Source organism: Hyalangium sp. (assembly GCF_045802625.1).
GTDB lineage: Bacteria > Myxococcota > Myxococcia > Myxococcales > Myxococcaceae > Hyalangium.
This window is the reverse complement of sequence record NZ_JBJMQP010000051.1, coordinates 1-25,264: the sequence shown is the minus strand read 5'-3', so window position 1 is coordinate 25,264 and position 25,264 is coordinate 1. Positions and strand designations below refer to the sequence as shown.

Genomic DNA, 25,264 nt, shown 5'->3' with positions numbered 1-25,264 from the left:
CTCAGGCGGTGGCTGCGACTGCGGGGCGCGTGGGCGGGCGGGCTCGGGCCAGGAACTCCTGGCAGCGCGCTCGCAGCTCGCGCTTCTTGACCTTGCCTGTCACTCCCACTGGCAACTCGCCCTTGTGGACCTGGATCACCTTCGCCAGCGGCAGCAGCTTGCGCTGGCTCAACGTCCCATTCACGCGGCGCAACCACTCCGCGGGATCAACGGCGTCCTCCGTCCTCATCTGAAGGAAGGCGTAGGCCTCGGTGCGCGCCTTGTCCTCCGAGGGCACACCAATCACCGTGCAGTCGACGAGCTCCGGATGGGCCGCCATCAGCAGCTCCTCCACCTGCAGGCTGTACACCATGCCGGCCTCGGTCTGGATGGCGTCGGTGAGCCGGTCCACGTGGTAGAACCAGCCCTCCTCATCGCGGTAGACCAGATCGCCCGTCAGCCAGTAGCCGGCCAGGTGCGAGCGCCACGTCAGCAGCGAGTCATTCCAGTAGCCCGAGGTGATCGTCGGAGACTTCACCCCCAGCCGCCCCACCTGCAAGGGGGGCAGCGGCTGCCCCTCCTCGGAGAGCACGACGGCCTCGACGAACTTGAAGGGCTGCCCCACGCACCGGCCGAAGCGCGCCGTCTCCGTGCGGTGGACATTGTAGAAGAGCGAGTGTCCCATCTCCGAGGAGCCCAGGCCGTCCGTGAAGGCCGAGCCGGGCACCAGCCTCGTGCCTTCGCGGTCCACCGTGGGGTGGCTGCCTACCGCCAGCAGCTTGCGGATGTAGCTCTCGTGGGCCGCGTCGCCGCTGTTCCACCACATCCGCATGGAGCTGAGATCATACGCGCTCAGCTCCTTCTCGCTCAGATCGGCGAACGTCTTCGAGAAGCCAGCCACCAGGCTGGGCTTGAACGTCTCGATCTCCCGCAGCACGGCGTCCGCGTGCTGGGTCGACATCAGCTTGATGGGAATCCCATGCAGCAGGGCGAACATGCACATGGTGATGGCGGAGTTGTGCGAGCCCGGCAGCGACGAGAGGATGCGCTCGCTGCCATAGGGCACCGGCATGCCGAGCCGGTAGCGCACGGCGTGGAAGAAGTTCCCGTGCTGCATCAACACGGCCTTGGGAACGCCGGTGGTGCCCGAGGAGTGGGTAATGAGGACGGGATCCTTCTCGGTGTGCACATAGGGGTAGCCGCGGGGCGGCTCGCCTCCCTCGTGCGCTGGCAGGGGGTGGATGCTCCGGAGGAAGAAGCCGTCCTTCTCCACCAGGGGGCGGATGGCGTCGTAGCGCTCCCCGTCCGTGACGAAGCCTGTCACCCCGATGCGCCGCACGTAGTCGGCGACAATCTCGGGAGGGAGAGAGCCGTTGATCAGCACGGCGATGGCGCCGAGCCCGGTCAGCGCCACGTAGCTGGCCAGCAGATCCACCGCCGAGTGGGTGAAGACGGCAACGGGATCCCGGGGCCGCACGCCCAGGCGGGAGTACCAGCCGGCGTACCAGTCCGAGACGCGCTTCAGCTCGAGCAAGCTGAACTGCTCGTACGTGTCACCCCAGGGGCTGTGCCAGGGGCGATCCGTCCAGACAATGGGCTGATCCACCACCCGGTCGGGCGAGGTGGCGATCCGGTGGAAGAAGTTCCCGGCCCCCAGGGTGGGGTCCGCCACGAGCTCCGCGCGGTGCTTGCCCGAGATCAGCGTTGATGCACTCCGTTGCCTGACCGTCATGGTGACACGATCCTAGTTCCCTGGCTCTTGGGAGCTGAGCGCCAGGCGGGCCTGGGGCTCCAGGGTAGTAGCCAGGACACAGCCGGCCCCGACGAGGAAGCACAAGCCCGCCGCGGCGCCGAGCAGGCCGGCCGAGCCGTGCTGGAGGGTCAGCCCTCCCAGCGTGGCCCCCAGGCTGATCCCGACGAACGAGGCCGGGCTGGCCCAGGACACGGCGGCGGCGGGAGCCGTGGGAGCCAGCTCCACCAGGCGGCTGAACTGCATGGAGTAGAAGGCCCAGGCGCCGCCGCCCCAGAGCACCACCAGCAGCAGCACCAGCGCGGTGGAGACCGGCGACGGGGGCCACAGGAAGAGCACCGAGATGCCGATCAACGCCAGCCCGGCCAGCACCAGCCCGCCCAGCATGACGCGCGTGCTGCTCAGGCGCCCACCGGCCCAGCCTGCCAGAGCGTTGCCTGCCATCCCCGCCACCCCGTAGGTGGCGAACACGGAGCTGCTCGCGGTGGGCCCCAGGGTGGTGATCTGCGCGAGCACCGGCCGCAGGAAGGTGAGCAGGACGAAGATGCCGCAGAGCGAGGCGGCATTCGAGACCAGGACGAGCAGAACCTTGCGATTCTTGAGCACGGAGAGCTGCTGGCCCAGCGTCGCCTTGGAGGTGGAGGGCATGCTGGGGATGAACACGAAGACCCCAATCAGCGCCAGGAGAGAGACGCCAGCGGCACCGGCAAAGGCCACCCGCCAGCCGTAGTCCCCCGCCACCCAGAGCCCCACCGGAGCGCCCACCACCAGCGCGGCGCTCTGGCCCGCGGTGGCAATGGCAATGGCTCGCGTCTGCATGCCCTTGGGAGCCAACCCTCCCGCCGCGGCCGTGCGGATGGGCCCCAGCACGGCGCCCGCCAGCGCGGCGAGCACGCGCGTCAGGGCGAACCCCGCCGCCCCGGGAATGAGCGCGACGAGCAGGTTGGTGAGCACCAGGGCCGAGATGCTGATGATGAGCAGCGTGCGCCGGTTGGCCTGGCGGAACATCACGACGAGCACGGGGGCCGCCACCGCCGAGATGGCCGCATAGAGCGTCAGCATCTGCCCGGCCGTGGTGAGCTGAATCTGCAGCTCCTTGGCCAGGCTCGGCAGCAGGGCCGGCAACATGTACAGGTCAGCCCCGAGGGTGAACCCCGCGATGGCCATGACCACCACTCCCCACCAGCGGTGGGAATGACTGTCGGCCTTGGGTTGGCTGCTAGGTGCTTCGTTCGACATCCTCATCCCTCCTCAAGAGTGCTCATAAGCCAGACATAGCGTTATCAGATCCCTGAGCGCGCTCCAGTTTCGCGGGAACGCTGGCAGGCCGGCAACCGCGGTGGCCTCCTGGAGCGCCTCCAGCTTCGCCCCGCCGTGCGGAGCCGGCGCTCGGCGCAAGAGCAGTCCCACCGCGACATCCCCCTCCAGCCCACCGCCCTCCTGGCCCTGCAGCTCGCGGACGCGCGCTGTCCGGGGGTTGAGCTGGAGCTCCAGGCCCAGCAGCAGCACCTGGTGGAGGCTCTCGTCCTCGAGCAGGAGATCCGCCATCTCCAGCATGCTCGGGCCCAGCTCGCCACCCGCGACACACGACAGGGGTCCGGTGATGCCGAACTCGCGGGTGACATAGCCCAGGATGGAGGTGGGGACGGACTGATAGAACAACAAAGGATTGTGCACGTTCCCCTTCGCCACGTTCTGGCTGGCGACATCCGCCGTGGTCGTGTCCCCCAGGCCGCTGCCCAGCACGATGGCCGTGCCAGCTCCTTCTTCGGGACTCCATGAACCCAGGCACTGCTTCACCACGGCATAGACGAGGGGGTTGAACTGCGACTCGATGAACCCAGGCACGGGAGGAGGCCGCCGGACCTCGCGCGCACCCGCCGGCCCCGCTGACAGCCAGCTCCGCAGCTCCCCGGCCGTGGAGCCCCACGGGCCCACGCACCCCGTGGAGGCGACCCATCTCGAGCTGCGCGGCGCGGTCGCGTTCATGCGTTCCCCAGCACAAGGGCCGTGTTCACGCCGCCGAAGGCCGCATTGATGCTCATTACATGCTGGAGCCTCGCGGCTCGCGGCTCATTCGGTACGTAGTCCAGATCGCACCCCGGGTCGGGCTGGGTGTAGCCCGCGGTTGGCGGAATGCACCCGTCCTGGAGCGCGATCAGCGAGATGACCGCCTCCAAGGCCCCAGAGGCCTCCAGGGTGTGTCCCGTCATCGTCTTGGTGGAGCTCACTGGGACGTGGCGGGCCTGCTCGCCAAGCGCCTGCTTGAGGGCATTCGTCTCGGCCGCGTCGTTGAGCTTCGTGCCTGTTCCGTGGGCGTTGACGTAGCCCAGCTCCGCGGGGCTCAGCGCCGCGCGCTTCAAGGCCTTGCGGATGGCATTGGCCAGGCCGGTGCCCTCCGGGTGTGGCTGACACACATGAAAGGCATCACTGGCCATGCCCCAACCGGCGACCCGTGCCAGCGGCCGGGCTCCTCGCCTCAGGGCCCGCTCCTTCTCCTCGAGGACGAGCACCGCGGCGCCATCGCCGAGCAGCAGCCCGCTCCGGTCCGCCGAGAACGCCCGCAGCCGCCCATCCCTGGCGAAGGCCCTGCCCGAGTCGAACTTGGCGAAGAACTCCTCATCCACCAGATAGCACCCGCCCGCGAGGACCAGCTCCTCCCGGCCCGTCGCGATCAGCTCGCTGCCATGGAGGATCGCGTTGCTGGCGGCCACGCACCCGTTGGTGAAGGCGATGCGCCGGCCCTGCACCTGGAGCTCCCGGCCAATGGCCTCGGGGTGGAACGCCGCGACGCTCTCGGCCAGCGTGTCCTCGCTGGCCTGTGGCTCCTCCTGGCGCTGCCGTGCCTGCCAGAACCTGTGGAGCCCCGTGAAGTCTCCCTGCGTCCCCATCAACACGGACCCGCTCAGCGGTCCCGACAGGCCCGCCATTCCCAGCGCCGTGCGGGCGCACTCCAGGAAGACATCCCTCTGGCGCGGGGCGCAGCCCGACTCCGCCGCCACGGCGGAGCGGTAGGGGCGGGCGTCGAACCTCGACACGGGGCGAAAGCCTGGGATCCCCGCGAAGACATTCTTGCGCAGGGCCTCCGCGCCAAAGCCAAACGCGCTCAGCACCCCAAAGCCTGTGATGACGACTTCGCGCCCCATCCCGCTGCTCCTCTAGCCGGCCCTGGACAGCCGCCCCTCGATGTACCGGTGGATGCTATTGATGGAGGTGAACTGGCTGATGTCACTGTCCTCGGGCGCCAGCTGGATGCCGTACTCCTGCTCGAGGCCATGCAGGAACCAGATGAGCGACATCGAGTCCAACGCGATCTCCGCGTCGAAGTCGAGATCGCCCGAGACCGTCGCATAGAGCTTCCGCTCCAGCAGCAGCCGCTTGATGTCCTCCCGCGTGATCACTCGAGCCTAGCCTCCGGCAGCGGCTTTCTTGCCCGACTCCTGCTTCTTGAGCACCGCCTGGGCGAACTGGCCCAGGTTGTACCGCGCGATCGTCTCGAACTCCGCGTCCGAGAACTTCACGCCGAACTCATGCTCCACATGAACGGAGAGCTCCACGAACTCGAGCGACTCCAGGTTCAGCCCGTCCGGCCCGAGCGACGACGCCCCCGAGGCGGTGTCGGGGATGGAGAGGTTCATCTTCTCCTTGAGAGTCTTCAGGACGAAACCAATCACTTGCTCTTCCATGCGCCAATCCTCCGGGGCTTCCAACAGGTTGAGACTCACGAGGCGACGTACAGAACCTCTCCGACCAGCGCCGGCTTGTCGGAGCCCTGCACCTGCAGCTCGCCTCCCAGCTTGTAGAGCACATCCTTGCCATGCCGGCGGCTGAAGATGAGCCGCGCCTTGAGCCGGACCTGCGACCCGGCCGGGATGGGCGCGGTGAACCGCAGCCGGTCAATTCCATAATTGATCCCCGCCCGCGCATCCGTGAGCTGGAGGATCTCCGAGAGGAGCATGGGGAACAGGGACAGGCTCAGGTAGCCATGCGCCACCGTGGTGCCGAAGGGGCTGTCCGCCGCCCGCTTCGGGTCCACATGGATCCACTGCCGGTCGCCCGTCGCCTCCGCGAAGGCGTTGATCATCTTCTGATCGACGGTGTGCCACTCGCTGGTGCCGAGCTCGCGCTCCCCCACCGCCACCAACTCCTCCAGCGTGAGCTGTATCACCGTGCGCCTCCGTCATTCGCCCGCCTGAAGCGGGGATACCTGCTTAAAACATCAATCCACACTAAACATGTTTTTTCTGTAAATCAACACTGCCTCAACGCACGGCGGCGACCGCGGCGCGCTGCTCCCGGGGGAGCTCCGCGAGCTCCTGCCCCAGCTCGAAGGCCTCATGCAGCAGGTTCATGGCCCGGTCCGCCTGCCGCTCGTGCACCAGGCAGCTCACCCGGAGCTCGCTCGCGGTGACGGCCACGGGGACAATGCCCTCCCGGCCCAGCGCCCGCACCGCCATCGCGCAGACCTGAGGATCCGAGCGGATGCCGATGCCCACCAGCGAGACCTTGGCCAGACTGCCCTCGATCAGGAGCTGCCGCGCCTTCACCTCGGTCCCCAGCTGCTCCAGCCGCGGCTGTGCGCGGGCCAGCTCTCCGCTGGGCATGCAGAAGGTGACGCTCGCCCGCTCTGGCTCGTGGGGCGGCACCGAGTGCGACACCATGTCCCCGCTCACGCCCAGCTCGGCCAGCAGCTCCAGCACGTCCCCCAGCAACTCGGGCCGGTTCTCGGCGGCGACGAGCTGGACTTGAGTCTGGCGCCGCTCACAGGCGAGCCCCGTCACCCGCCGGGACTCCATTCCCTTCTTCTTGTCGAGGACCCACGTCCCTGGCCTGCCAGAGAACGTGCTGAGGACATGCAGGGGGACCTTGTATCGCATAGCGAGCTCCACACTCCTGGGTTGCAAGACCTTGGCGCCGAGCGCGGCCAGCTCCAGCATCTCCTCGTATCCGAGGGATTCGATCTGGCGGGCAGCCGGGCAGGTGTTGGGATCGGCGGTGAAGACACCATCCACGTCCGTGTAGATCTCGCACGCGTCAGCGCCCAGCGCCGCGGCCAGCGCCACCGCCGTCGTGTCCGAGCCTCCACGCCCCAGCGTGGTGATGTTGTTCTGGGCGTCCACGCCCTGGAAGCCCGCCACGACGGGGATCACCCCCTGGGCAAGCGCCTCCAGGAGCGCCTCGTGCTCGATGGAGTGGATACGGGCCTTGGTGAAGGCATCATCGGTGAGGATGCGGACCTGGTGGCCGAGGAAGGATCTCCCCTGCCCGCCGTGCTGGTGGATGGACAGCGCCGCCAGCGCCGCGGACACCTGCTCTCCCGTCGCCGCGATGACGTCCAGCTCCCGGGTGTCCGGCACGGGCAGCACCTGGTGCGCCAGCGCCAGCAGCCGGTTCGTCTCTCCGCTCATCGCGCTCACCACCAGCAGCACCTCATTGCCCGCCTGCTGGCTCTCGAGCGCCATCCGCGCCACGTGGCTGATGCGCTCCAGGTTCGCCACGGACGTGCCGCCAAACTTCATGACGACCCGTGGGCGGCGCGAGGCGGAGGCAGCCTCCAGGCCGGAGGCCCCCTTCTGCGTGATGTCGTTCACGGGAGCGTTCATGGCGAGAAGGCCGCTTCAGCGCGTCAGTCGTTGGCCACGCGCAGCGCCAGCCGGCCGGGCTGCTGCCCTGGATCGGTGAAGGGACTTCGGGAGGGCGGCAGGCCGCTGTCCTCCAGGACGGCCTGCTGCAACCGGTTGAGGATGGCGGCGGCGTTCTCCCGCTGGAAGACATTGCGCCCGACACAGAGCCCGGAGGCTCCGTAGAGCGCCACCGAGCGTGCCAGCTCCAGCAGCTCCTCGTCCTCGCACTTCTCGCCGCCCGCGAAGAACACCGCGGTGTGCTCCTGCACCCCGTCCAGCAGCGCCGGGATGAGCGAGAGCTCCTCGGGCGCGCCCAGCTTGAGGGCATCCGTCCCCAGCTCGACGCTGGCGCGCACCAGGTGCCGCAGCCGGCGCAGGCTCTGCTCCGGCTGGCTGCTCTTGACCTTGTCATAGAGCATGGTCAGCACCGGCAGGCCGAAGCGATCCGCCTCGTCCGCCACGGCACCGAGCAGCCTCAGGTTGTGAGCGTCGTTCTTCCCGTCGAAGTTGATCTGCAGGGAGATGGCATCCACGCCCAGCCGGACGGCGCGCTCCACCGACGTCAGCAGCTCCTTGCTGTCCGGCGCCGGCGCCAACGTGGTCATCCCGTTGACGTGGAGCATGATGCCCTGGCCCCGCAGCAGCCCCCGGGCGCCCAGCCGCTCCACCATGCCCTTGTGGGCGATGACGCCCGTGATGCCGGGGTGGAGGATCCACGACTCGATCCGGCTGAGGCTGTCCAGCCCCGGGATGGGGCCCATGGTGAGCCCGTGATCGATGGGGACGATGAGCCCCCGGCCCGACTGCCGGTTCAGGAAGCGCGACCAGCGGATCTTCTTCGCAACGCTGTTCATGACGGAGTCCTCCCTGCTCAGCTCTCCATGATGTGTTCGTCGACCTTGATGCCAACGTGCCGCCCGGGCTGGGCCAGATGGCCCAGCACCTTGTCGCCGGGCCGCAGCTCCGTGATGTTCAGCGGCTTGGCATCCGCCGAGAAGATCCGGACGTGCCAGTCGTCCTGCATGATCGTGTTGATCCGCTCGCCGCTGGCGAACTCCGCCTCGATGAGGCGAAGCGGGCGGACCTCGGTCTTCATCCGGCCCACGCCCCCCCGCCGCGCGGCGCCCGTGCGATCGACGATCATCACCGGCGAGCCGGCGCGCAGCTCGCTCATGTAGTCGGTGCGATCGTTGAAGTTATAGACGTAGCTGTGCACGGCCCCCGCGTTCACCCGGAAGGGGCGCAGCTCCATGTAGGGCAGGAAGAAGACCTCGGCGCAGCACAGCAGCCCGCCCTGCGAGGTCGATCCCACCAGGATGCCCTCGGTCTCGGAGAAGATCGTGGTGGTGTCGATGCAGCTGCGGTAGCCCATCCCCATGGGCGCCGTGCGGATGATCGTCGCGGTGTCCAGCTTCACCGCCGTGCGCCCGAGCCGCTCCAGCCGTCCCAGGAAGTCATCCATCACCGGGTGAGCGTTGGGCGAGAACATGATCCCGTCCGCGCCCACCTCCATCACCCCCAGCGTGACCAGGGCATCATCCACGTCCGTGGGGTTGTCGAGCTCCTTCAGCAGCACGGTGTGCGTGGCTTGCAGCGAGGCGATCACCAGCTCCAGGGGGATGTTGGTCGGATCCCGGAAGCGGATCATCAGGAAGGCATGCTGCCGCCCATCCTGGATGGCGCGGTGCAGGCTGTCGGCGTCATCCACGTACGCCCGGAAGCAGGTGCGCAGCCCTTGCGCCGCGGCCTGGGCCAGGACCTGCGCCTCGGCGCTGGCCACCACCAGCCCCTCCCTCACCTGAGGCGCCAGCTCCTTGAGCAGCTCCAGCTCCGCGGCCGTGTTGGCGTGGAGCACCCGCGTCATCCGCGAGGGGACGGCGCGCACCAGGGCCTGGAAGTTGTCCGGGTACAGCACGATGCCCGCGTAGGCCGACTGGAGCACCCGCTGGAGCATCCCCTGCGCCTCATCGGGCCGGGACAGGCCTTGCGTGTTGAACCAGACCACCCGGGCAGAGGCCTCCTGCACCCGGTTCCGATCACCACCGGCACGCTCGAGCTGGATGCGCTCCCGCTTGAGCATGGGAACTTCATCCGGAAGCGGAGACGCACGCGTACTCATGTCAGGTTCTCTCCCAGCTGGGGCTGTGTTGGGAAAAGGACCTTACTCCTAAAGTCGCAAAACAGGCAATAGCCCCAAGACGGGCAAGAGGTTTTTTTTGTGCTTATGCAGTATTGTCTACTTAACAGTAAAGGGCGTATAAAGCCCCTATCCCCACATGCACAGGTAGGACATGGACACCGTCTTGAGCCACCTGGTTGACGCCCCCCTCTCCGCCGAGGAGTTCGTCCTGGCGCTCCAGGCCCAGGCGGCGCAGTCTCGCGCGGTGAACCACCCGCTGCTGCTCGCGCTCGCGCAGCGGGAGTTCTCGCGGCCGGATGAGGCCCTCAAGGACTTCTTCAGCCAGTACTTCTTCTACAGCTACCGCTTCACCCAGTACCTGTGCGCGGTCATCTCCCGGCTGGAGTCACCGCAGCACCGGGCCGTGCTCGCGGGCAACCTGGCGGAGGAGACGGGGCATGTGGATCCGGAGCACGAGGCGGCCCTGCGAGGCGTGGGCATCGATCCGGAGCTGGTCCGCCACCCCCACCCGGTGCTGTTCCGCCGGTTCCTGGAGGCCATCGGGCTGAACGTGCCGCACCTGCTGAGCCAGGCGCCGGATGTGGCGACGGTGGCCTGGGTCGAGACGTTCCAGGATCTCTGCCGCAGCCCGGAGCAGTCGCAGGGCGTCGGAGCGCTCGGCATCGCGACGGAGGCCGTCGTCCGCTTCATGTACGCCCACCTGCTCACGGCCATTCACCACGCCTGGCCCCAGCTCTCGCTGCGTGACCGCGTCTTCTTCGATCTGCACGCCGCGGTGGATGATGATCACGCCGAGGTGCTGAGGGGGATCGCGGTGAGCCTGGCCCAGTCGCCCTCGGGACGCATGGGGCTGGCGGTGGGTATGCTCCGGGCGCTTGACGCACGCGCGAACTTCTTCGATCACATGTTGAATCGGCTACGCCAGCACGACACGGCCGCACCAGCGGTAGGACTCGATGGACTCGGGAAGGACAGGAAGCATGGCTGAGGCGAAGGACTTGGAACGGGGCTCCGGCTCCGGCTCGTTCACGGATGTGGCGAGCAACCGCAACTCGCTCACGGTCGTCCCCTCGCGCGCGCCAGATGCTTCGTGCCTGCACCGTGACATCGTGGGCTCGTCCCAGGCGCTGGCGTTCTCAGCGCAGCGCGGTCACCCGGTGTTCCCCATCAAGGTGCCCAGCAAGTCGGTGAGCATGAGCATTGGCGAGCTGGCGCCCGGAGCGGCGACGTCGAACCACCGGCATGGCTACGAGGCCCTGATGTACGTCATCCGGGGCCAGGGCTACTCGATCATCGAGGGGCAGCGGTTCGACTGGAAGGAGGGGGATGCCCTCTATACGCCGCCCTGGTGCTGGCATCAGCACTTCGCACAGGAGGGGCACGCCGTGCAGTACATCACCACGACCAACATGCCGCTCCTGTCCTCCATGGGCCAGACTGTCATCCGCGAGGAAGAGGGCTGATTACAGCTGGGCGGCCAGGCCCTGGTTCTCCTCGGCCATCAGCTCGGCGAGGGCGGTCTTGAGCTTGTCCTTGGCGCGGATCTCCAGCTGACGGGCGCGCTCGCGCGAGAAGCCGAAGTGCTCGCCCAGCTCGCTCAGCGTCATCTCCGAGTCGCCCATGATGCGCTGCTCGATGATGAAGCGCTCGCGCGGATCCAGCCGCTGCATCGCCCGGCGGACGCGGGCGCGGGTCATGTCGGCCTCCTGGCGATCAGCCACCTCATCCGCCTGGGAGATGGTCTCGGACTCGACGAAGTCCATGTGCGTGGAGTCCCCGTCCTCGCTGATGGGCGCGTCCAGGGACAAGTCCCGGCCGCCCATGCGCTGCTCCATCTCGCGCACGTCCGAGGCCTTCACATTCAGCTTGCGGGCAATCTCCTCCGCGTCGACGATGTTGCCCTCGCCGCCAAGCTTCTCCAGCTCACGGCGGGTGCGCGCCAGGGCGAAGAACAGCTTGCGCTGGGCCTGGGTCGTGCCGAGCTTCACCAGCGACCAGGACTTGAGGATGTAGTTCTGGATGTACGCGCGGATCCACCACACCGCGTAGGAGATGAGGCGGATGCCCTTGTCCGGATCGAACTTCTGCACGGCCTTCATCAGCCCGATGTTGGCCTCCTGGATGAGATCACTCACCCGGATGCCGTAGGAGCGGTACTCGTAGGAGACCTTCACGGCGAAGCGCAGGTTGGCCGTCACCAGCTGGTGCCCGGCCTGGTAGTCGCCCTGGCGGAAGCGCCGCGCCAGCTCCTGCTCCTGAGGCTGGGTGAGCAGCGGGTACTTGCTGATCTCGGAGAGGTAGGTGGAGAGCGAATCAGGAGAGGACAGGGAGTTGGAGGCCAGCATGGTGTTCCTCGGGGGCAAGGACGGAAGGGGCAACTGCTTCGTGACCGCGTGCCCATTGCCTTAAGCAAGGGGGAAGCCAACGCCCGAGTGGTGCTAAGTTCTAGGAATTACAGCCACTTGCCAGATCACGGGGGCATGATTAGGCCAGAAAGAGGGTAACTTTTTCAGGCTCGCCCCCTAGCCCTTGTTGCACGAATTCCGGTGGGGTGATGTCGGAGGATCAGCGCAAGGCTGAAATCCGAGCTGCTCCGGACACCCCCTTGGGTGGCTTCCCCGTCGCGGCTCACCCGGCGTCGATCCAGGCCAGCGCCAGCTCCTTCTCACCCGGCTCGAGGTAGACGACGGTGCCATCGGTGGCGACGGCCAGATCATCCACCGGCGCGTAGGCACCGCGAGCGCCGTCGGGCAGCGCCACCACCTGCCCAGGGCGGCGCAGGGTGCGCTCCACACGGACGTGCCCATTCGAATCGGTGGCGGCGATCACCAGCTCGATCCACTTGCCCATCGGCTGAGCCGAGATGCGGACCTTCTCGGGAACGACGAGGCTCTCCCCTCCCAGCCGCATGAGCTGCCCGCCCGGGACGTGCTCCTTCAAGGCCAGCAGTTGCTCCTTCGAGAGCTCCACGCCGCGCTGCGGGGGCAGGAGCTTGCCCCCAGCCAGCTCGGCGACGGCCCGGCGCTGCCCCTCCCTCGTGGTGACGTATATCACCCCATTCTCGAGGGAAATCGCTCCCAGCGGGCCGTCGCGAGGAATGTCGATCTTGTGCTGGAGCTCGCCACTGGGCCGATAGATGCGGAGCTGATGCAGGGAGCTGTCGATGACGAGCAGCTCGCCCTGGGGGGTGAAGCTCAAGCCATCGACCTGGCCGGCCTCGAAGGAGCCCGGCGCACCGTCGCGAGCGAGCACCAGCACCCGGCCACGGACTCGATCATAAAGCGCAGCCACACCCTTGGGGCCAACGGCCAGGTGATCGGGCCCCAGGGCTTGCTCATCCACGGAAGCAGGCTGGAAGCCCACGTCTACGCCATACTTGAGCGAGCGCCGGACCACGCCCGGGGCCGACACTTTGGCGGCAGCAGAGGAAGCAGCCGAGGCCGCTGCCGGCGCACTGGAAGACGAAGCGACCGCCGGGACCGCCGCCGAGGCATTGGAGGAAGCGGAAGCGGAGGCCGGGACCACTGCCGCGGACGTACTGGAGGCAGGGGACGTGGACGCCACGGCGGCGGGCTGCTCGAGGCCCGGGTAGCGAACGGGCTGATAGCCATTGAGATAGGACCAGCTCGGGGTGGCCATCCGCACCCGCGAGGCACTTCCGGAGGCCTCATAGATGATGGGCTTACCCTCCGAGGTGGTGCCCGCGAAGAGGACCACGTGCTTGCCCGGCTTGTTGAGCGCGTCACCGGGGCGCAGCTCGTCCAGGGAGATGGGCTGGGTCAGGCTCCCCAGGCTCGAGGTGGAGGGGCGCTGCTTGAGCTGCCACACCTGCGAGATGAAGCCCGAGCAGTCCACTCCCGCGACGCAAGACAGGATCCCATCGCTGCTGTGGCTGCCCGCGCCCTGGCCCTCGGAGATGCGCCGGTCGAACTCGGCGAGGCCCATCGAGCCTCCCCAGGCATAGGGGACGCCGGTCTGCTTTCCGAGCGGGTGATCACTCTTGTATGTCCCCTCGCAAGTCCCCTTCTGGTTGGCGGCGCGCATCTCCCAGGCGTGCTCGGCGTACTGGGCGGCCTTGGCCATCACGTCATCGCGGCGCAGGGCCTGCGCAGCCACGGGTGAAGGAGCCATCCACCCCATGAGCAGAAGCAGGGGCAGCGACGCATGACGGCAGAGACGGATCTTCAATGAGGGCACGACTCTTCTCCTGGTGAGGGTGAGCGAGCGTGCGGGGCTGCAAGAATCGCCGCGCCCTCCCTTCAGGGAGACCGTCACCTCAAAGGAGCGTGAAACCGCGGGGCTGGCCGCGGCGCGCCACCCGTGCCGACGATCTCCCACTCCGAGCTCACGCTTCTAGGTTGAACGCGGCTGCTTCCAGTCTCAACGCGCCTGTCACAAGCGCCTTGGGATGAAAGTGCGGATCCGGTGGTGTTTAGCTGCGGATTCCGCAGCCCCACTGCGGATTCCGCACAGCACAGGAGCGATTTCGCCCAAGAGCGCCCTTGAGACCCGGAAAGGGCGTGTCCCACGACGTGACGTCCCCCATGGCACGCGCGTTGCTCAACATCCCTGGCCTCGATTCGCCACACCCCGACCGAAGGTGACGACATGAGTACCCTGCTCCCATGTGCCAATGATCTCGCGAAGAACCCTCCGGTGGACATCTACCAAGTCTTGATGAATTGGTGGGCCAAAGACTTGGGGAAGGACAACCCCGGTGTGGAGAAGAACTGGGCCAACCAGTGCAAGCTCGAAGGGGGTGAAAAGGCGGCGACGTTCTCCGTCGAGGCCACCTGCGACATGGCGGCCATGTGCATCGTGATGGCCGCCGCGGGAGTCACCCGGATCGAAGCCATGAAGGGTGCCATCCGTGCCGCCGTGAAGAAGGAAATAAAAAACCAGGTGTTCGCGGACAACGCTACCGGCGACCAGGTCTATCTTTTCAAAGAGAAGAAGAACGCCAAGGAATTCGCAAAGCTTTTTGAGAGGTGGTGCGGGCTGGAGGGCAACGGCGTCGTTCAACTCAAGTTCAAAGCCAAATACGACTGGCACACCTTCGCCGTGGAGCGGGTATGGGACAAAGACAAGGATAAGATCCCCCTGTTCCTCGTCTATCAAGCCTACCAGAACGTCTACCGCCTGACGGATTTCCTGGGCTGGGGAAACAACAAAGAGCAGGCGGACCACCTGGCGCTGGTGTGGAAGTACATGAAGGAGAAGGATCAATCGGAATTCAAGGGTATGGATGGCTTCATCGAGCCCATCCTTGAAAGAACGGTGGCCACGGCGAAGACCATCGGCAGCGGGAAGCCGCTCGATGTGGTGAGCCTGACCAAGTATGTGCTCGACCCGCTGACCAACATGCTGGCTGGGGGGGTCAGCAACAAAGACTATGTCCTCATGACGGCCTCGGGCGCGACAGACAATACACTGAGTACGGACACCATGGCCGTGTTGATGTGTGACCACGTCTCTCCCGGCGAATACAAGAAGAACTACTTGGCGCTCCGCGAGCTCCCCAAGGAGCTGACCATGTATCCGGAGTGTGATTGAGGCCTCAGGGCCGGCCGGGTAGTCCCTCCGTTTCAACTGAACGAGCCGTTTGACGAGAAGGTGTCGACATGGACTTTGCATCGCTCCAACAATCTCTCACTCCCACCGGGTCTACTGTCGCGATCTCGACCGACACGCTGCCGCGGCCATTCTCAGACTTCCTTGAGAGCTACTATTTCAAGCAAGGCAAGCAACTCGTCATCAGCAACGCCCAGCTGAACGCGGACTCCCAGCGCGGCGTGCTCACCCTCACCGGGCGCGCGAACATGCTGAGCGCCGCCAACCTGGCGGTGACGGCGAGCTTCTCGCTGGACTCAGCGGGCAACGTCCAGGCCGTACTCCAGTACTCGCTGCTCGACATGAGCGGCTCGGCGAGCAACTGGAAGTTCTCGAACCTCCTGCCCGAGCTGCCCAAAGAGATGAGCCCGCAAGCTCGCTCCTACGCAATGGCAACAGGGCGGACCTCGCTGCAGGCGCGCCAGCTGGGCCTCGCCATCGCCGACACGCCGGCGCTGCTTGACCAGCTCTCCTTCCTCAGCGCCTCCCTCGTGGTGACGACTGGCGCCTATACCGACCCTGACACCCAGGTCCATTTCGATGGGGGGGGCATCCACTTCCTCGGCCAGCTCCGGCCCGCGAGCCTGCTCGGTCCGCTCGGAGCCGCGATGGAGCCTATGCGCGCGGTCACTGTCTTCGGTGAGATTTGCGTGCTCAAGGACGCGACCCAGCTCGTGCTCCCCAACCTGCTGCGCGACCCGGCCGCGCAGACGGTCTATCCCTGGGAGCTCCAGCCCACGCTCCCTGGCGTCCACCTGCAGGCGGCGCTCGGCCTGAACACCAAGCTCGGAAAGCTGGAGCTGCGGGATACCGCGCTGCGCATCTTCAGCCCCCTGTCAGAAGAGTGGCTGTCCGACGAGGACCCACTCCGGCCGCTCGTCGCGGTCACCGGCCGCTTCAGCATCCCCAGCGCGAACATCGAGCTCGACGCGATTGTCCGGATGACGCGCGGGGGCGCGACGGCGAATGCGCCCACGGACGTGTTGATCGAGACCCGGTGCCAGGGGCTGTCCATTGGGAACCTGGCGCACATGGCCGATCTCGTCGGCTCCAGCGATTCGATCTCGGCGCTGCCCAAGTCTCTCGCGCGCGTCGTTCAGGGCCTGGACAAGCTCGCGCTCACGGACATCGCGCTGATGGTCTCCGCCGGTACCAGCGGCATGAACCTCTCCTGGGCGAGCTTTACGATCGGCGCTCCGGGCTGCCGCTGGCCAGTGTGGAAGGACGCGCTCGTGGCCGAGAACCTCGGGCTTCGGGTCAATGTCATCGACCCGCTCGGAGTGACCGGGAATCGCATGACGGACGCGACCATCTGGGGGACGACCCTCGTCGAGGGCGTGCCGATCGAGATTGTCGCATCGACGGACGGCGATGAGTTCTCCCTGTCTGGCACGCTGTTGAGCAAGCAGACGCTCCCGCTGACGAGCCTGATGAAGACCTGGTCGCCCAAGCTGGTGGCCCCCGCGAACCTGACGATCAACCAGCTCCAGATTTCGATTCAGGCGGGCAAGTCGGTCCGGCTGAGCGGCGCGCTGGCGCAGGCGCCGGAGGCCTGGAAGATCCGCGTTGGGCCGGGCCAGTTGGCCATCGAGAACGTCCTGTTCGATCTCACGGTGCCGGCGGCCGGAGATGCCACGGGCCGCTTCCGCGGCGACATCGCGTTCAGCAAGGACGTGATGCTGTCCATGGAGTACACGCTGCCGGGGGCCTTCGCGATCCGCGCCAACTGCGACAAGGTGTCGCTGCGGGGGCTGGCCTCCACGCTGAGCAACCAGAAGCTCTGGCTGCCGGAGGGGTTCGACATCACCTTGCTCGACTCGAGCATCCTGCTCACCGGGAGCAGCGGGCCCCAGGGCTCGCTGGTGTTCCAGCTCGCCACCCAGGTTGAGGGGATGGGCCTCTTCGCCTTCGAGGCGCGTGAGCTCAGCGCGGGCTCGTGGGGGTTCGCCGCGGGCGTGGATCTCGGCGCGAGCAAGCCGTCCGCGCTGCCCGGCCTGTCGGGGCTGGCCGCCTTCGAGCGCATGCTGCACCTGCAGAAGCTCATGCTGGTCGTCTCCACCTACGACAACGCCCAGTTCCAGTTCCCTGACACGGCGCAGTTCCAGAACCCGCGGCTGGGCTCGGGGAAGGTCACGCTTCCGGGCAAGGGAGGGCTGGTCGCCGGGCTCAACCTGTTCGCGGAGTGGAACCTCGACAGCTCGGACAAGGTCCAGAACATGCTGTCCAAGCTGTTGGGGACCTCCTCGACGCTGGGCGTGACGCTGCAGCTCTCCGAGACGGAGAGCCGGCTGTTCTTCCGGTACGACTCCAAGCTCATGGGCCAGCCGATGTCCGGCACGTGTGGCGTGGTGGCGATAGGCGCGCTCGGCTCGGCTCCGCAGCTGAGCTGGTTCCTGGCGGGCACCATGACGTTGAAGATCCAGGGGCAGCCGCAGACCTTCGACATCACGATGGCGATCGTCCCGGGCGGGGCCTTCCTGGCGGGGACCATGAAGGGCTCGACGAGCGTCAACTGCGGGCCCTTCAAGCTGAGCAACCTGGCGCTGGAGATCGGCGTGGACTGGGGTGGCATCCCCAGCCTGGGCATCGCCGCGACGATCGACGTCAAGAACTTCGAGTCTTCGCTGGCGGTGTTCTTCGACTCGGCCGATCCCTCGCGCAGCCTGGTGGCGGGCTCCATCAGCAGCCTGAACGCCAAGGATGTGATGGACACGCTGGTGGGCGGCAACCTCAAGACGCCCATCGACGACGTGCTCAAGGGGATCGCCATCAAGGGCACACACGACTTCACGCTCTCGGGCTCGGGGGCGGATGATGTCACCAGCGCGCTCGATGGCCTGGACTTCGCCAAGGTCTCCACCGCGTTCGCGGGGGCGAAGCTCACCATCCCATCCTCGGCGTCACAGCTGCTCCTGGTGGTGAACAAGAAGGGCGCGGTGTGGCACCTGACCGATCTCACCACCATGCGGCACTACGAGCTCAAGAAGAGCGGCGACAAGATCAAGGGCTCGATCGCGCCGCAGTTCTACTTCGCGCCGCAGAAGACGTTCATTGGCACGATCTCCTACCCGCAGGCCTACTACCTGAATGCCGCCATCTCGTTCGCGGGCTTCGATGCCTCGGCCACCGTCGACATTGCTCAGAGCAAGGGGTTCTCCGTCGACGCGCAGATGGACAAGATCTCCATCGTCGACGAGAAGCTGTTCTCGATCTCGGCGCTGCAGGGCGGCGGTGGGCCGAAGATCTCCATCTCGACGTTCGCCCAGCCGGACAACCCGGTGGCGCAGTTCCGGCAGCCGCACTTCTACATCAACGGCGCCATGACGATTCTCGGCGTCAAGCAGGGCCTCTACGCCACGGTGTCGACGCAGGGGATCGACTTCGAGCTCGTGGGGAACCTCGTGCCGGGCGTGAAGTTCGATCTGGACGCGCGCTTCGGCAAGAGCGGCATTGGCGCCAACGGGACGGTCAAGGTGGGCGTCGGCACGATTGATCTCGGCGCGCTGGGCAAGGCGAAGATCAACACCGAGCTCGAGGTCGCGGTGGATGTCGACATCAACAACGAGGCTCGGGACGTCACCCTCACCCCGGGCCCGTCCTACTCCGTCAATACGACGGTGCTGTCCAACGAGATCCTCTCGCTCGTGTTCCAGCCTGATGGAAACCTGGTGCTCTACGACATCACCGGCACGAGTCAGCAGGTGGCGTGGGCATCCAACACCAACGGCCGGGGCGGCACCCGGCTGGCCTTCCAGGGCGACGGGAACCTGGTGATCTACACCAGCGCGAACAAGCCGATCTGGGCCAGCAACACCAACGGGCAGAGCATCGCGAGGCTCACGCTGCAGAAAGACGGCAACCTCGTCATCTACGACAACGCGGGCCACGCGAAGTGGGCGAGCGGCACGAACAAGGCGAGCGGGCCCTCCATCGAGATGGAGTCCAGCTTCGAGTTCGCGGGCCAGCACGTGAACATCGCCCGGTTCCGGCTCCAGGCCCAGGCCGACACGTTCACGAAGCTGCCGGACATCGTGTCCAAGAAGGTCGAGGAGGCGCTGCGCGAGGTGTTCAAGGACGCGACCAAGTGGGCCAACGCCGTGAGCAATGGCGTGATGGACGGCGTCAACGACACCTCCAAGGTCTTCACGAGCGTCTACGGCAAGAGCGAGAAGGAGGCGAAGGATCTCGCCAACAGCATGAGCAAGGGCGCGAACCAGGCGACCAGCGCTGTCACGAACACCGCCAAGGACGTGGGCAAGACCGCCGAGAAGACCACCAAGAAGGTGATCAAGAAGGCGAAGTTCTGGTAGCGCGGCGCCAGGGTTCAGCGCGTTGGCTCAAGGTACTGGGACACGCCGGAGCCAATATCCCGGGCGGCGACGCACATGCGCCACCGCCAGGATCACCACCCGCTCCTCGAGCACGAGGTAGGGCAGTGCGAAGGGAAATCGGCTCATGAGGAAGCGGCGTACGCCCAGTGCTTCGGTGCGCACGCCCGGACGTTCAACGCCGCCTCAACCGAGCGCTGAGGCGCGCCTCGACCTTGGACCACGGCACCGTCTCCTCCTCTTCATCGAGGCTGAGAAGCAGCTTGTGCGCGAACTCCGCGCGCTCCTCAGGGGGGAGCTTCAGCACATCCGAGAGCAGTTCGTCCTTCGTGGCCATCGGTCGAAGTCTATCGCTTCTGGGCGCACGTTGAGCCCGGGCGCTCACCCCAGGATGGAGTAGCGCCGGTGCTCCACCATCAGGCACCGGTCCTGCACCACCTGGATGCCCGCCTTCGCCAGCTTCTCGGCCGCCGCGTCGTTGCGGATGCCCGACTGGAACCACACCGCCTTCGGCTTCTTGGCGATGATGTCCTCCAGGTGCTGGTCGATGTCCTGGGGCCGCCGGAACACGTCCACCAGATCAACCTCCCCCGGGATATCCACCAGCCGCCGGTACACCGGCTTGCCCAGGATGTGCGTCACGTCCGGGTAGTAGACGGGCACCGGCACCACCTCCACCCCCGCCCGCGACAGGTACTCCGCCACGTAGAAGGCCGGCTGCCCCGGCTGCTGCTCCGTCTTGATACCCAGCACCGCCACCCGCTTCGAGCCCTTCACCAGCCGCTCGACGCCCCGCTCGTTCTCGATGAGGTTGTCCTGGAAGTTCATCGTCGCGTCTCCTCCAGCATCTCCAGCTTCGTCTGTGTCGCGAGCGTCCATGTAGCGTCCCCCACCTTCGCGTGCACGGTGAGATTGCGCCGCATGGGCACAAAGTAGCCCCGCGCCACCACCTGCTCCCCCTCGCACGTCACCCCCGGCGTCAGCGCCCCGCCCCCCGCATCCTCCAGCACCTCGCGCAGCTCCGCGGGCGCATCCTCGGGCACCGCGTCCAGGCACTTCAGGCCCAGCACCAGCGCGTTGCCCTGGTCCGTCAGCTCCGTCCCCGTCACCGTGCGCTCCAGCACGTACAGCACCTCGCCCTCCCCCGTGGGAAACCCCTCCACCGCCCAGGTGTGCTGGCCCACCGACAGGTTTCGCTGGAACAGCCCGCCGTACTTCGCCTCCCACTCCCGGCGCGTCCGAGCCTCCACGGACTCCGGCGCGAAGAAGGACTCCAGCGCCCCGGCCTGCTGCCCCGCGGGCACCAGCTGGCGCAGGGCCTTCAGCCCCTCGTCCGGGTTGAGCACCTTCACGAAGGCTCCATCCGCCGCCAGCCGCACGCGCAGCGGAGCGCGGGAGAGCACCTCGCCGGCCACCGTCTCCACCGGAGCGCCGCCGCGCATCATCCGCGCCTGCGTCACCGCCTGCGTGAGCTGCCAGCCGTTCTCGGCCGGCGTGAAGCGTGTCACGGTGGTCATCCGCACCTCGTCGGACTGCTTCGCGCCGCCGCGCTCCACCGTCCGCGTGCTCGACACCCGCTCCGTCATCGCCCGATCCACCGGAGGATGGAAGTCCAGCCGCACCGGAGGCGGCGGCCCCGCCGCGGGAACCAACGAAGAGGCGGGCTTCGAGCAGGCAGCCATCACCACGGCACAGCAGAGCCAGGGCAGTCGTCGCAGGCGCATACGGCCGCGAACGCTGGCAGAAAGCGCCAGCGCCCGCGAGCCTCTTCCGCCCTCACCCCTCACGGGTGACGGGTATGCCCCGGAGGTGCGTTCTCCACCATGTCGCGGCCGATGTTGCGCCGATCCCGCACCGCCCCGTCGTCGTCCGGGAACCCACCGCTGGCGAACCGCCGCGCCGCCTCGGCCAGATCGCGCATGACCTCCTCCTTGGACTCGTAGCGTGTGCGCGGCAGGAACTTGAGGACATTGATGATGTCGACGTCCGCACCGTTGTCCTCGGCCGCCCTCACGAGCTGCTCACGCCACACCGGGTACTCCACGGCCTCCAGGTGCGTGGGGATCGACAGTGCCGGGTTCTCCGCCTGTCCGTAAGCCATCGTCTTCTCTGCCTTTCTGCCCAGAGCTCCGATCCGGGCGCTTTTCTTGAAGCTGGGGATGACCCGGGCCTCAGACCACCCGGGGCGGCGCGGCCCGCACCGCCCACAGGCCAGGCAGACAACCGTCCCAGCCCCACTCCGAGGTAGATTGCCCACCTGCCTCCGCTTCCCCTGGAGAGACCCGATGCTCGCCACCTCCCTGCTCCTGGCTCAGCTCACGCTCGCCAGCCCGCCTCCCTCCCAAGCCCCCGCTCCCGCGCCGGCCCCCGTGGCCGCGCCCGTGGCCGCGCCCAGCCAGGCCGAGGCCCCCCGCCCAGCACCCGAGGCGGATGCCGCCAACATCTATGACTGGGATGACGAGGCCTTCACGGCCCAGGCCCAGCGGGACCTGGAGTCCCTCCAGCGCTACGCCACCGGCCTGCGCGGGCTGCAGGAGCAGATCCGCAAGAACCTGGCGCTCTACAACCAGAAGCAGGAGCTCCCCTACTCGCCCGAGCAGAAGCAGACGCTGCTCAGCACGTGGGCGGCCTTCTTCGACTACTTCGCCTCCACCGAGGTCATCCGCCAGCGCTACTGGGACTTCGTGAAGGTGCCCGCCCTCACCCAGCCGAAGAAGCACGCGTGGGGCTTCCTGCTCACGCATGGGGCGCTCACCACCATCCTCGCGCATGGGCTCACCTACGCGGAGCTGACCAACGGGAAGAAGCAGCTCGAGGTGCTGCTGGATGAGCCCTCCTCGGACTACGGCATCCCCGCCCGCGCCTTCTCCCGCTTCAAGGAGAAGACCATCCACGTGGCCACCGCCACCCAGCTCTTCACCGGAGACACCTACCGGGAGCAGATCCGCCCGGTGCTGGCGAAGTCGGGAGCGCTGGACTTCAAGCTGACGCCCTGGGTGCTCCAGGAGATGAAGGAGAACTCCCAGGTGGCCCGCGGCAAGCTGCTCAAGCGCGGCCCGTCCTTCTTCACCACCGCGGCCAAGGACATCGTCGTGGACAGCACCGCGCGTGCCATCTTCCCCGTGCAGAAGGCCGTGGCCGAGTGGATGGGAGACACCCGCGTGCGGCGCATCGGCAAGCCGCTCATTACCCGCGAGCAGGTGGAGAAGGTGCTGGCGAAGATGGAGCCCGGGGACGTCGTCGTGGCGCGCTCCAACTGGTTCCTCTCCAACATCGGCCTGCCGGGCTTCTGGCCGCACGCCGAGCTGTACGTGGGCACGCCGGACATGCTCGCGGCCTCCTTCGATGGAGACGCGGAGGTGAAGGCGTGGCTGGCCACCCTGCCCGGCCAGCCGAAGACGCTCGCCGAGCACCTCTCGCACGCCTTCCCCGAGAAGTGGGCCCAGTACACGGGCAAGGACGAGCACGGAGACGCCATCCGCGTCATCGAGTCCATCAGCGAGGGCGTCTCCTTCACCGGCCCCGAGCACGCCCTGCACCTGGATTACGTGGGCGTCATGCGGCCGCGGCTGTCCAAGAAGGACAAGGCCCAGGCCATCGCCCGGGCGTTCAAGTACCAGGGCCGCCCGTATGACTTCGACTTCGACTTCTTCTCGGACTCGACGCTGGTGTGCACCGAGCTCGTCTACAAGTCCTATGCGCCCTCGAAGGACCTGAAGGGCATCCGGATTGAGCTGGTGGACGTGGCCGGCCGGCGCACGCTGCCCGCCAACGAGATCGTCAAGCTGTTCGACCATGAGTACGACCAGCCGGATCGCCAGCTGGACTTCGTGGCCTTCCTGGACGGGCGCGAGGGGCAGCAGGGCGCTATCGAAGGAGACGTCCTCTCCTTCCGCCAGAGCTACCAGCGGATGAAGTGGGACATCGCCCAGCAGTGAGCCCGCGCACCGAGGCAGGCCCCATGACGGAAGAGAACGCCCAGGAGCTGTTGGAGCTCTCCCACTCGCTCTTCGAGCGGATGATTGCCCAGCAGCAGGCGAAGGTGCTGCGCCTGGCCCGCGAGGCCGTGCCCAACATCGGGCCGGAGGATCTCCGCAACGCGCATGACTTCCCGGAACTCAAGGAACACCCCACCTTCGAGTACGAGGATGGGATCCTCGCGGGGCTCATCTCGGCGCAGATCGCACTGAGAGCGGAAATCAAGAGCCGTCTTCCGCACCGGCCCCCGCCAGCATCCTGACGACCGATCGCCTGCCTTTGCCGTTCGGCCCAGGGTGGGTTAGTCCTTGCAGGGTGAACTTCCCTTCCGGATTCGGCTCCCCGCTTGCTCGGGAGCGGCTCGTGTCGGCGCTCGCCGCGGATCCGCCTCGATTGGATCTGGCGGCGCTGGCCATCGCCACCTTGGCCAACCCCGCCCTGGACGCGCCGGCCTGCCTGCACACGTTGGATGCGCTGGCGGCCCGGGTGCAGGTGGAGGTGGAGCGCCACCTGGAGGAAGGCCCTTCGCTGGCGAGGCTGCGCGCGCTGCGCCACGTGCTGGCGGACATTGAAGGCTTCCGCGGCAACGAGAAGGAGTACTACTCGCCGGAGAACAGCTTCCTGGACTACGTGCTGGAGCACAAGGTGGGGCTGCCCATCACGCTCTCGGTGGTGTACCTGGAGGTGGCTCGGCGCGCGGGGATTCCGCTGTACGGCGTGGCCTTCCCGGGGCACTTCCTGGTGGCGTGCAACGCGGGGAGCCACAAGCTGGTGGTGGATCCGTTCCACAACGGGGACATCCTCACGGAGACGGGCTGCGAGGAGCTGCTCAAGCGCGTGGCGCCGCAGCTGCGCTTCGATCCGGCCAAGCTGACGCCGGCGCCGGTGGAGCTGATCACCTACCGGATGTTGTCCAACCTGAAGCGCGTGTACCTGGAGCGCGAGGACGCGGAGCGGGCGCTGACGGTGGTGGACTTGCTGTTGTTGCTGGCGCCGGACCACCCGGGAGAGCTGCGCACGCGCGCGGTGCTGCAGACGAAGGTGGGCGCGTTCCGCGCGGCGTTGAAGGACGTGGAGCGGTGTCTGGAGCTGTCCCCGGAGGCGCCGGATCGCGAGCGCCTGGAGCTGATGTCCAAGGAGCTGCGCGATCGGCTGGCCCACCTGAACTGACCCTGGAGGCCTTGTGTCCCAGCAGTCCCCCCGTCCCTGGCAGCGGCTGCGCCGGGGGCTCGAGCATGACTACACGATCCTGAAGGTCCGCGAGGACATCTATGCGGATCCGCGCACCACCGAGGAGCACCCGCGCGTGTTCATCGACACGCCCGAGTGGTGCAACATCATCGCGGTGACGGCGGAGGACCAGCTGGTGTTGATCCGCCAGTACCGCTTCGGCATGCAGGGGGTCACTCTGGAGATCCCCGGTGGGCTGGTGGAGCCGGGAGAGGATCCGGCGGTGGCGGCGGCGCGGGAGCTGGAGGAGGAGACGGGCTACGTGGCGGGCCGGGTGGTGCCGCTGGGCTCGGTGCACCCCAACCCGGCGCTGCAAGCCAACCGGTGCCACTCGTTCCTGGCGCTGGACTGCGTGAAGCACCACGAGGGCCGGCAGGACCACGGCGAGGACATCACCGTGGAGCTGTTCCCTCGCGCGGAGGTGCCTCGGCTCATCCTCGAGGGGAAGATCACCCACTCGCTGGTGGTGGTGGCCTTCTTCCTGGAGCGGCTGCGCGCTGAGGCTCCCAAGTAGCTGAGCGTTCCTGCATGCTGGAGGCATGAGCAGAGCTCCTTCGTGGGTGCGCCTGGCCCTACCTTCCCGCAAAGCAGACGGCGACACCCGCCTGCTGAAGAACAAGGCCCA

At 67.2% G+C, this 25,264-nt stretch carries 24 protein-coding genes; 8 read left to right on the top strand and 16 right to left on the bottom strand.

All coding sequences use genetic code 11. The features are described 5' to 3' along the window. Nucleotide 1 precedes the first annotated feature (1 nt). The 10 genes from ACJ8AT_RS09555 to ACJ8AT_RS09510 form a co-directional block, all read right to left on the bottom strand. Nucleotides 2–1,711 carry a class I adenylate-forming enzyme family protein gene (locus tag ACJ8AT_RS09555; protein ID WP_407737345.1) on the bottom strand — a complete coding sequence of 570 codons (1,710 nt, stop codon included), beginning with the start codon at nt 1,709–1,711 and terminating at the stop codon, nt 2–4. Nucleotides 1,712–1,723: 12 nt separating this feature from the next. After that, nucleotides 1,724–2,968, bottom strand: a complete 1,245-nt coding sequence (locus ACJ8AT_RS09550) for an MFS transporter (RefSeq protein WP_407737344.1) — start codon at nt 2,966–2,968, stop codon at nt 1,724–1,726. A gap of 12 nt (nt 2,969–2,980) precedes the next feature. Continuing rightward, entirely contained in the window at nt 2,981–3,718 is a 738-nt protein-coding gene (locus ACJ8AT_RS09545) for a hypothetical protein (protein WP_407737343.1), read from the bottom strand. Next, entirely contained in the window at nt 3,715–4,875 is a 1,161-nt protein-coding gene (locus ACJ8AT_RS09540) for a beta-ketoacyl-[acyl-carrier-protein] synthase family protein (protein ID WP_407737342.1), read from the bottom strand. Before ACJ8AT_RS09540 ends, ACJ8AT_RS09545 begins: the two co-directional genes overlap by 4 nt. A 12-nt stretch (nt 4,876–4,887) precedes the next feature. Further along, on the bottom strand, nt 4,888–5,130 hold the full coding sequence (locus tag ACJ8AT_RS09535) for an acyl carrier protein (RefSeq protein WP_407737341.1): 243 nt from the start codon (nt 5,128–5,130) through the stop codon (nt 4,888–4,890). A gap of 6 nt (nt 5,131–5,136) precedes the next feature. Next, entirely contained in the window at nt 5,137–5,415 is a 279-nt protein-coding gene (locus ACJ8AT_RS09530) for an acyl carrier protein (RefSeq protein WP_407737340.1), read from the bottom strand. Between the two features lie 35 nt (nt 5,416–5,450). Next, entirely contained in the window at nt 5,451–5,897 is a 447-nt protein-coding gene (locus ACJ8AT_RS09525; protein ID WP_407737339.1) for a MaoC family dehydratase, read from the bottom strand. Nucleotides 5,898–5,991: 94 nt separating this feature from the next. Beyond that, nucleotides 5,992–7,320, bottom strand: a complete 1,329-nt coding sequence (locus ACJ8AT_RS09520; RefSeq protein WP_407737338.1) for an aspartate kinase — start codon at nt 7,318–7,320, stop codon at nt 5,992–5,994. Between the two features lie 35 nt (nt 7,321–7,355). Next, nucleotides 7,356–8,207: a class I fructose-bisphosphate aldolase gene (locus tag ACJ8AT_RS09515; RefSeq protein ID WP_407737337.1), complete on the bottom strand. Its 852-nt coding sequence runs from the start codon at nt 8,205–8,207 to the stop codon at nt 7,356–7,358. A 17-nt stretch (nt 8,208–8,224) separates the two neighbouring features. Further along, a complete protein-coding gene (locus ACJ8AT_RS09510) occupies nt 8,225–9,472 on the bottom strand; it encodes a 3-dehydroquinate synthase II (RefSeq protein WP_407737336.1) in 1,248 nt (415 codons plus the stop codon). 172 nt (nt 9,473–9,644) lie between these two features. Between ACJ8AT_RS09510 and ACJ8AT_RS09505 the strand changes: the two genes are divergently transcribed. Both ACJ8AT_RS09505 and ACJ8AT_RS09500 read left to right on the top strand, forming a co-directional pair. Next, nucleotides 9,645–10,481, top strand: a complete 837-nt coding sequence (locus ACJ8AT_RS09505; RefSeq protein WP_407737335.1) for a TenA family transcriptional regulator — start codon at nt 9,645–9,647, stop codon at nt 10,479–10,481. Next, entirely contained in the window at nt 10,474–10,956 is a 483-nt protein-coding gene (locus tag ACJ8AT_RS09500; protein WP_407737334.1) for a cupin domain-containing protein, read from the top strand. The genes ACJ8AT_RS09505 and ACJ8AT_RS09500 overlap by 8 nt, the downstream gene beginning before the upstream one ends. Here the strand turns inward: ACJ8AT_RS09500 and ACJ8AT_RS09495 are convergent, their stop codons facing one another. Further along, on the bottom strand, nt 10,957–11,838 hold the full coding sequence (locus tag ACJ8AT_RS09495; RefSeq protein ID WP_407737333.1) for an RNA polymerase factor sigma-32: 882 nt from the start codon (nt 11,836–11,838) through the stop codon (nt 10,957–10,959). A gap of 283 nt (nt 11,839–12,121) precedes the next feature. Then, nucleotides 12,122–13,690 (bottom strand): hypothetical protein, encoded by a 1,569-nt coding sequence (locus ACJ8AT_RS09490; RefSeq protein ID WP_407737332.1) that lies wholly within the window; start codon nt 13,688–13,690, stop codon nt 12,122–12,124. Between the two features lie 411 nt (nt 13,691–14,101). Between ACJ8AT_RS09490 and ACJ8AT_RS09485 the strand changes: the two genes are divergently transcribed. Then, nucleotides 14,102–15,046, top strand: a complete 945-nt coding sequence (locus tag ACJ8AT_RS09485) for a hypothetical protein (RefSeq protein WP_407737331.1) — start codon at nt 14,102–14,104, stop codon at nt 15,044–15,046. A gap of 68 nt (nt 15,047–15,114) precedes the next feature. Continuing rightward, nucleotides 15,115–19,413: a hypothetical protein gene (locus ACJ8AT_RS09480; protein ID WP_407737330.1), complete on the top strand. Its 4,299-nt coding sequence runs from the start codon at nt 15,115–15,117 to the stop codon at nt 19,411–19,413. Nucleotides 19,414–19,606: 193 nt separating this feature from the next. Here the strand turns inward: ACJ8AT_RS09480 and ACJ8AT_RS09475 are convergent, their stop codons facing one another. Genes ACJ8AT_RS09475 through ACJ8AT_RS09460 form a run of 4 tightly spaced genes read right to left on the bottom strand, consistent with a single transcriptional unit; the run spans nt 19,607 to nt 21,532 of the window. Beyond that, nucleotides 19,607–19,768 carry a hypothetical protein gene (locus ACJ8AT_RS09475; RefSeq protein ID WP_407737329.1) on the bottom strand — a complete coding sequence of 54 codons (162 nt, stop codon included), beginning with the start codon at nt 19,766–19,768 and terminating at the stop codon, nt 19,607–19,609. Between the two features lie 44 nt (nt 19,769–19,812). Next, nucleotides 19,813–20,259: a CoA-binding protein gene (locus ACJ8AT_RS09470; protein WP_407737328.1), complete on the bottom strand. Its 447-nt coding sequence runs from the start codon at nt 20,257–20,259 to the stop codon at nt 19,813–19,815. Further along, the gene (locus tag ACJ8AT_RS09465) at nt 20,256–21,155 is read right to left on the bottom strand and encodes a hypothetical protein (protein WP_407737327.1); all 900 of its coding nucleotides are present in this window, start codon (nt 21,153–21,155) and stop codon (nt 20,256–20,258) included. Before ACJ8AT_RS09465 ends, ACJ8AT_RS09470 begins: the two co-directional genes overlap by 4 nt. Before the next feature lie 59 nt (nt 21,156–21,214). Then, a complete protein-coding gene (locus ACJ8AT_RS09460) occupies nt 21,215–21,532 on the bottom strand; it encodes a DUF2795 domain-containing protein (RefSeq protein WP_407737326.1) in 318 nt (105 codons plus the stop codon). A 184-nt stretch (nt 21,533–21,716) separates the two neighbouring features. Here ACJ8AT_RS09460 and ACJ8AT_RS09455 point away from each other — a divergent pair, with 184 nt between their 5' ends. Genes ACJ8AT_RS09455 through ACJ8AT_RS09440 form a run of 4 tightly spaced genes read left to right on the top strand, consistent with a single transcriptional unit; the run spans nt 21,717 to nt 25,153 of the window. After that, nucleotides 21,717–23,369, top strand: coding sequence for a YiiX/YebB-like N1pC/P60 family cysteine hydrolase (locus tag ACJ8AT_RS09455; protein WP_407737325.1), 1,653 nt, complete (start codon nt 21,717–21,719; stop codon nt 23,367–23,369). A 23-nt stretch (nt 23,370–23,392) separates the two neighbouring features. Continuing rightward, nucleotides 23,393–23,671 (top strand): hypothetical protein, encoded by a 279-nt coding sequence (locus ACJ8AT_RS09450; RefSeq protein WP_407737324.1) that lies wholly within the window; start codon nt 23,393–23,395, stop codon nt 23,669–23,671. Between the two features lie 53 nt (nt 23,672–23,724). Continuing rightward, on the top strand, nt 23,725–24,579 hold the full coding sequence (locus tag ACJ8AT_RS09445) for a SirB1 family protein (protein WP_407737323.1): 855 nt from the start codon (nt 23,725–23,727) through the stop codon (nt 24,577–24,579). 13 nt (nt 24,580–24,592) lie between these two features. Beyond that, the gene (locus ACJ8AT_RS09440) at nt 24,593–25,153 is read left to right on the top strand and encodes an NUDIX hydrolase (RefSeq protein ID WP_407737322.1); all 561 of its coding nucleotides are present in this window, start codon (nt 24,593–24,595) and stop codon (nt 25,151–25,153) included. Nucleotides 25,154–25,264 lie beyond the last annotated feature (111 nt).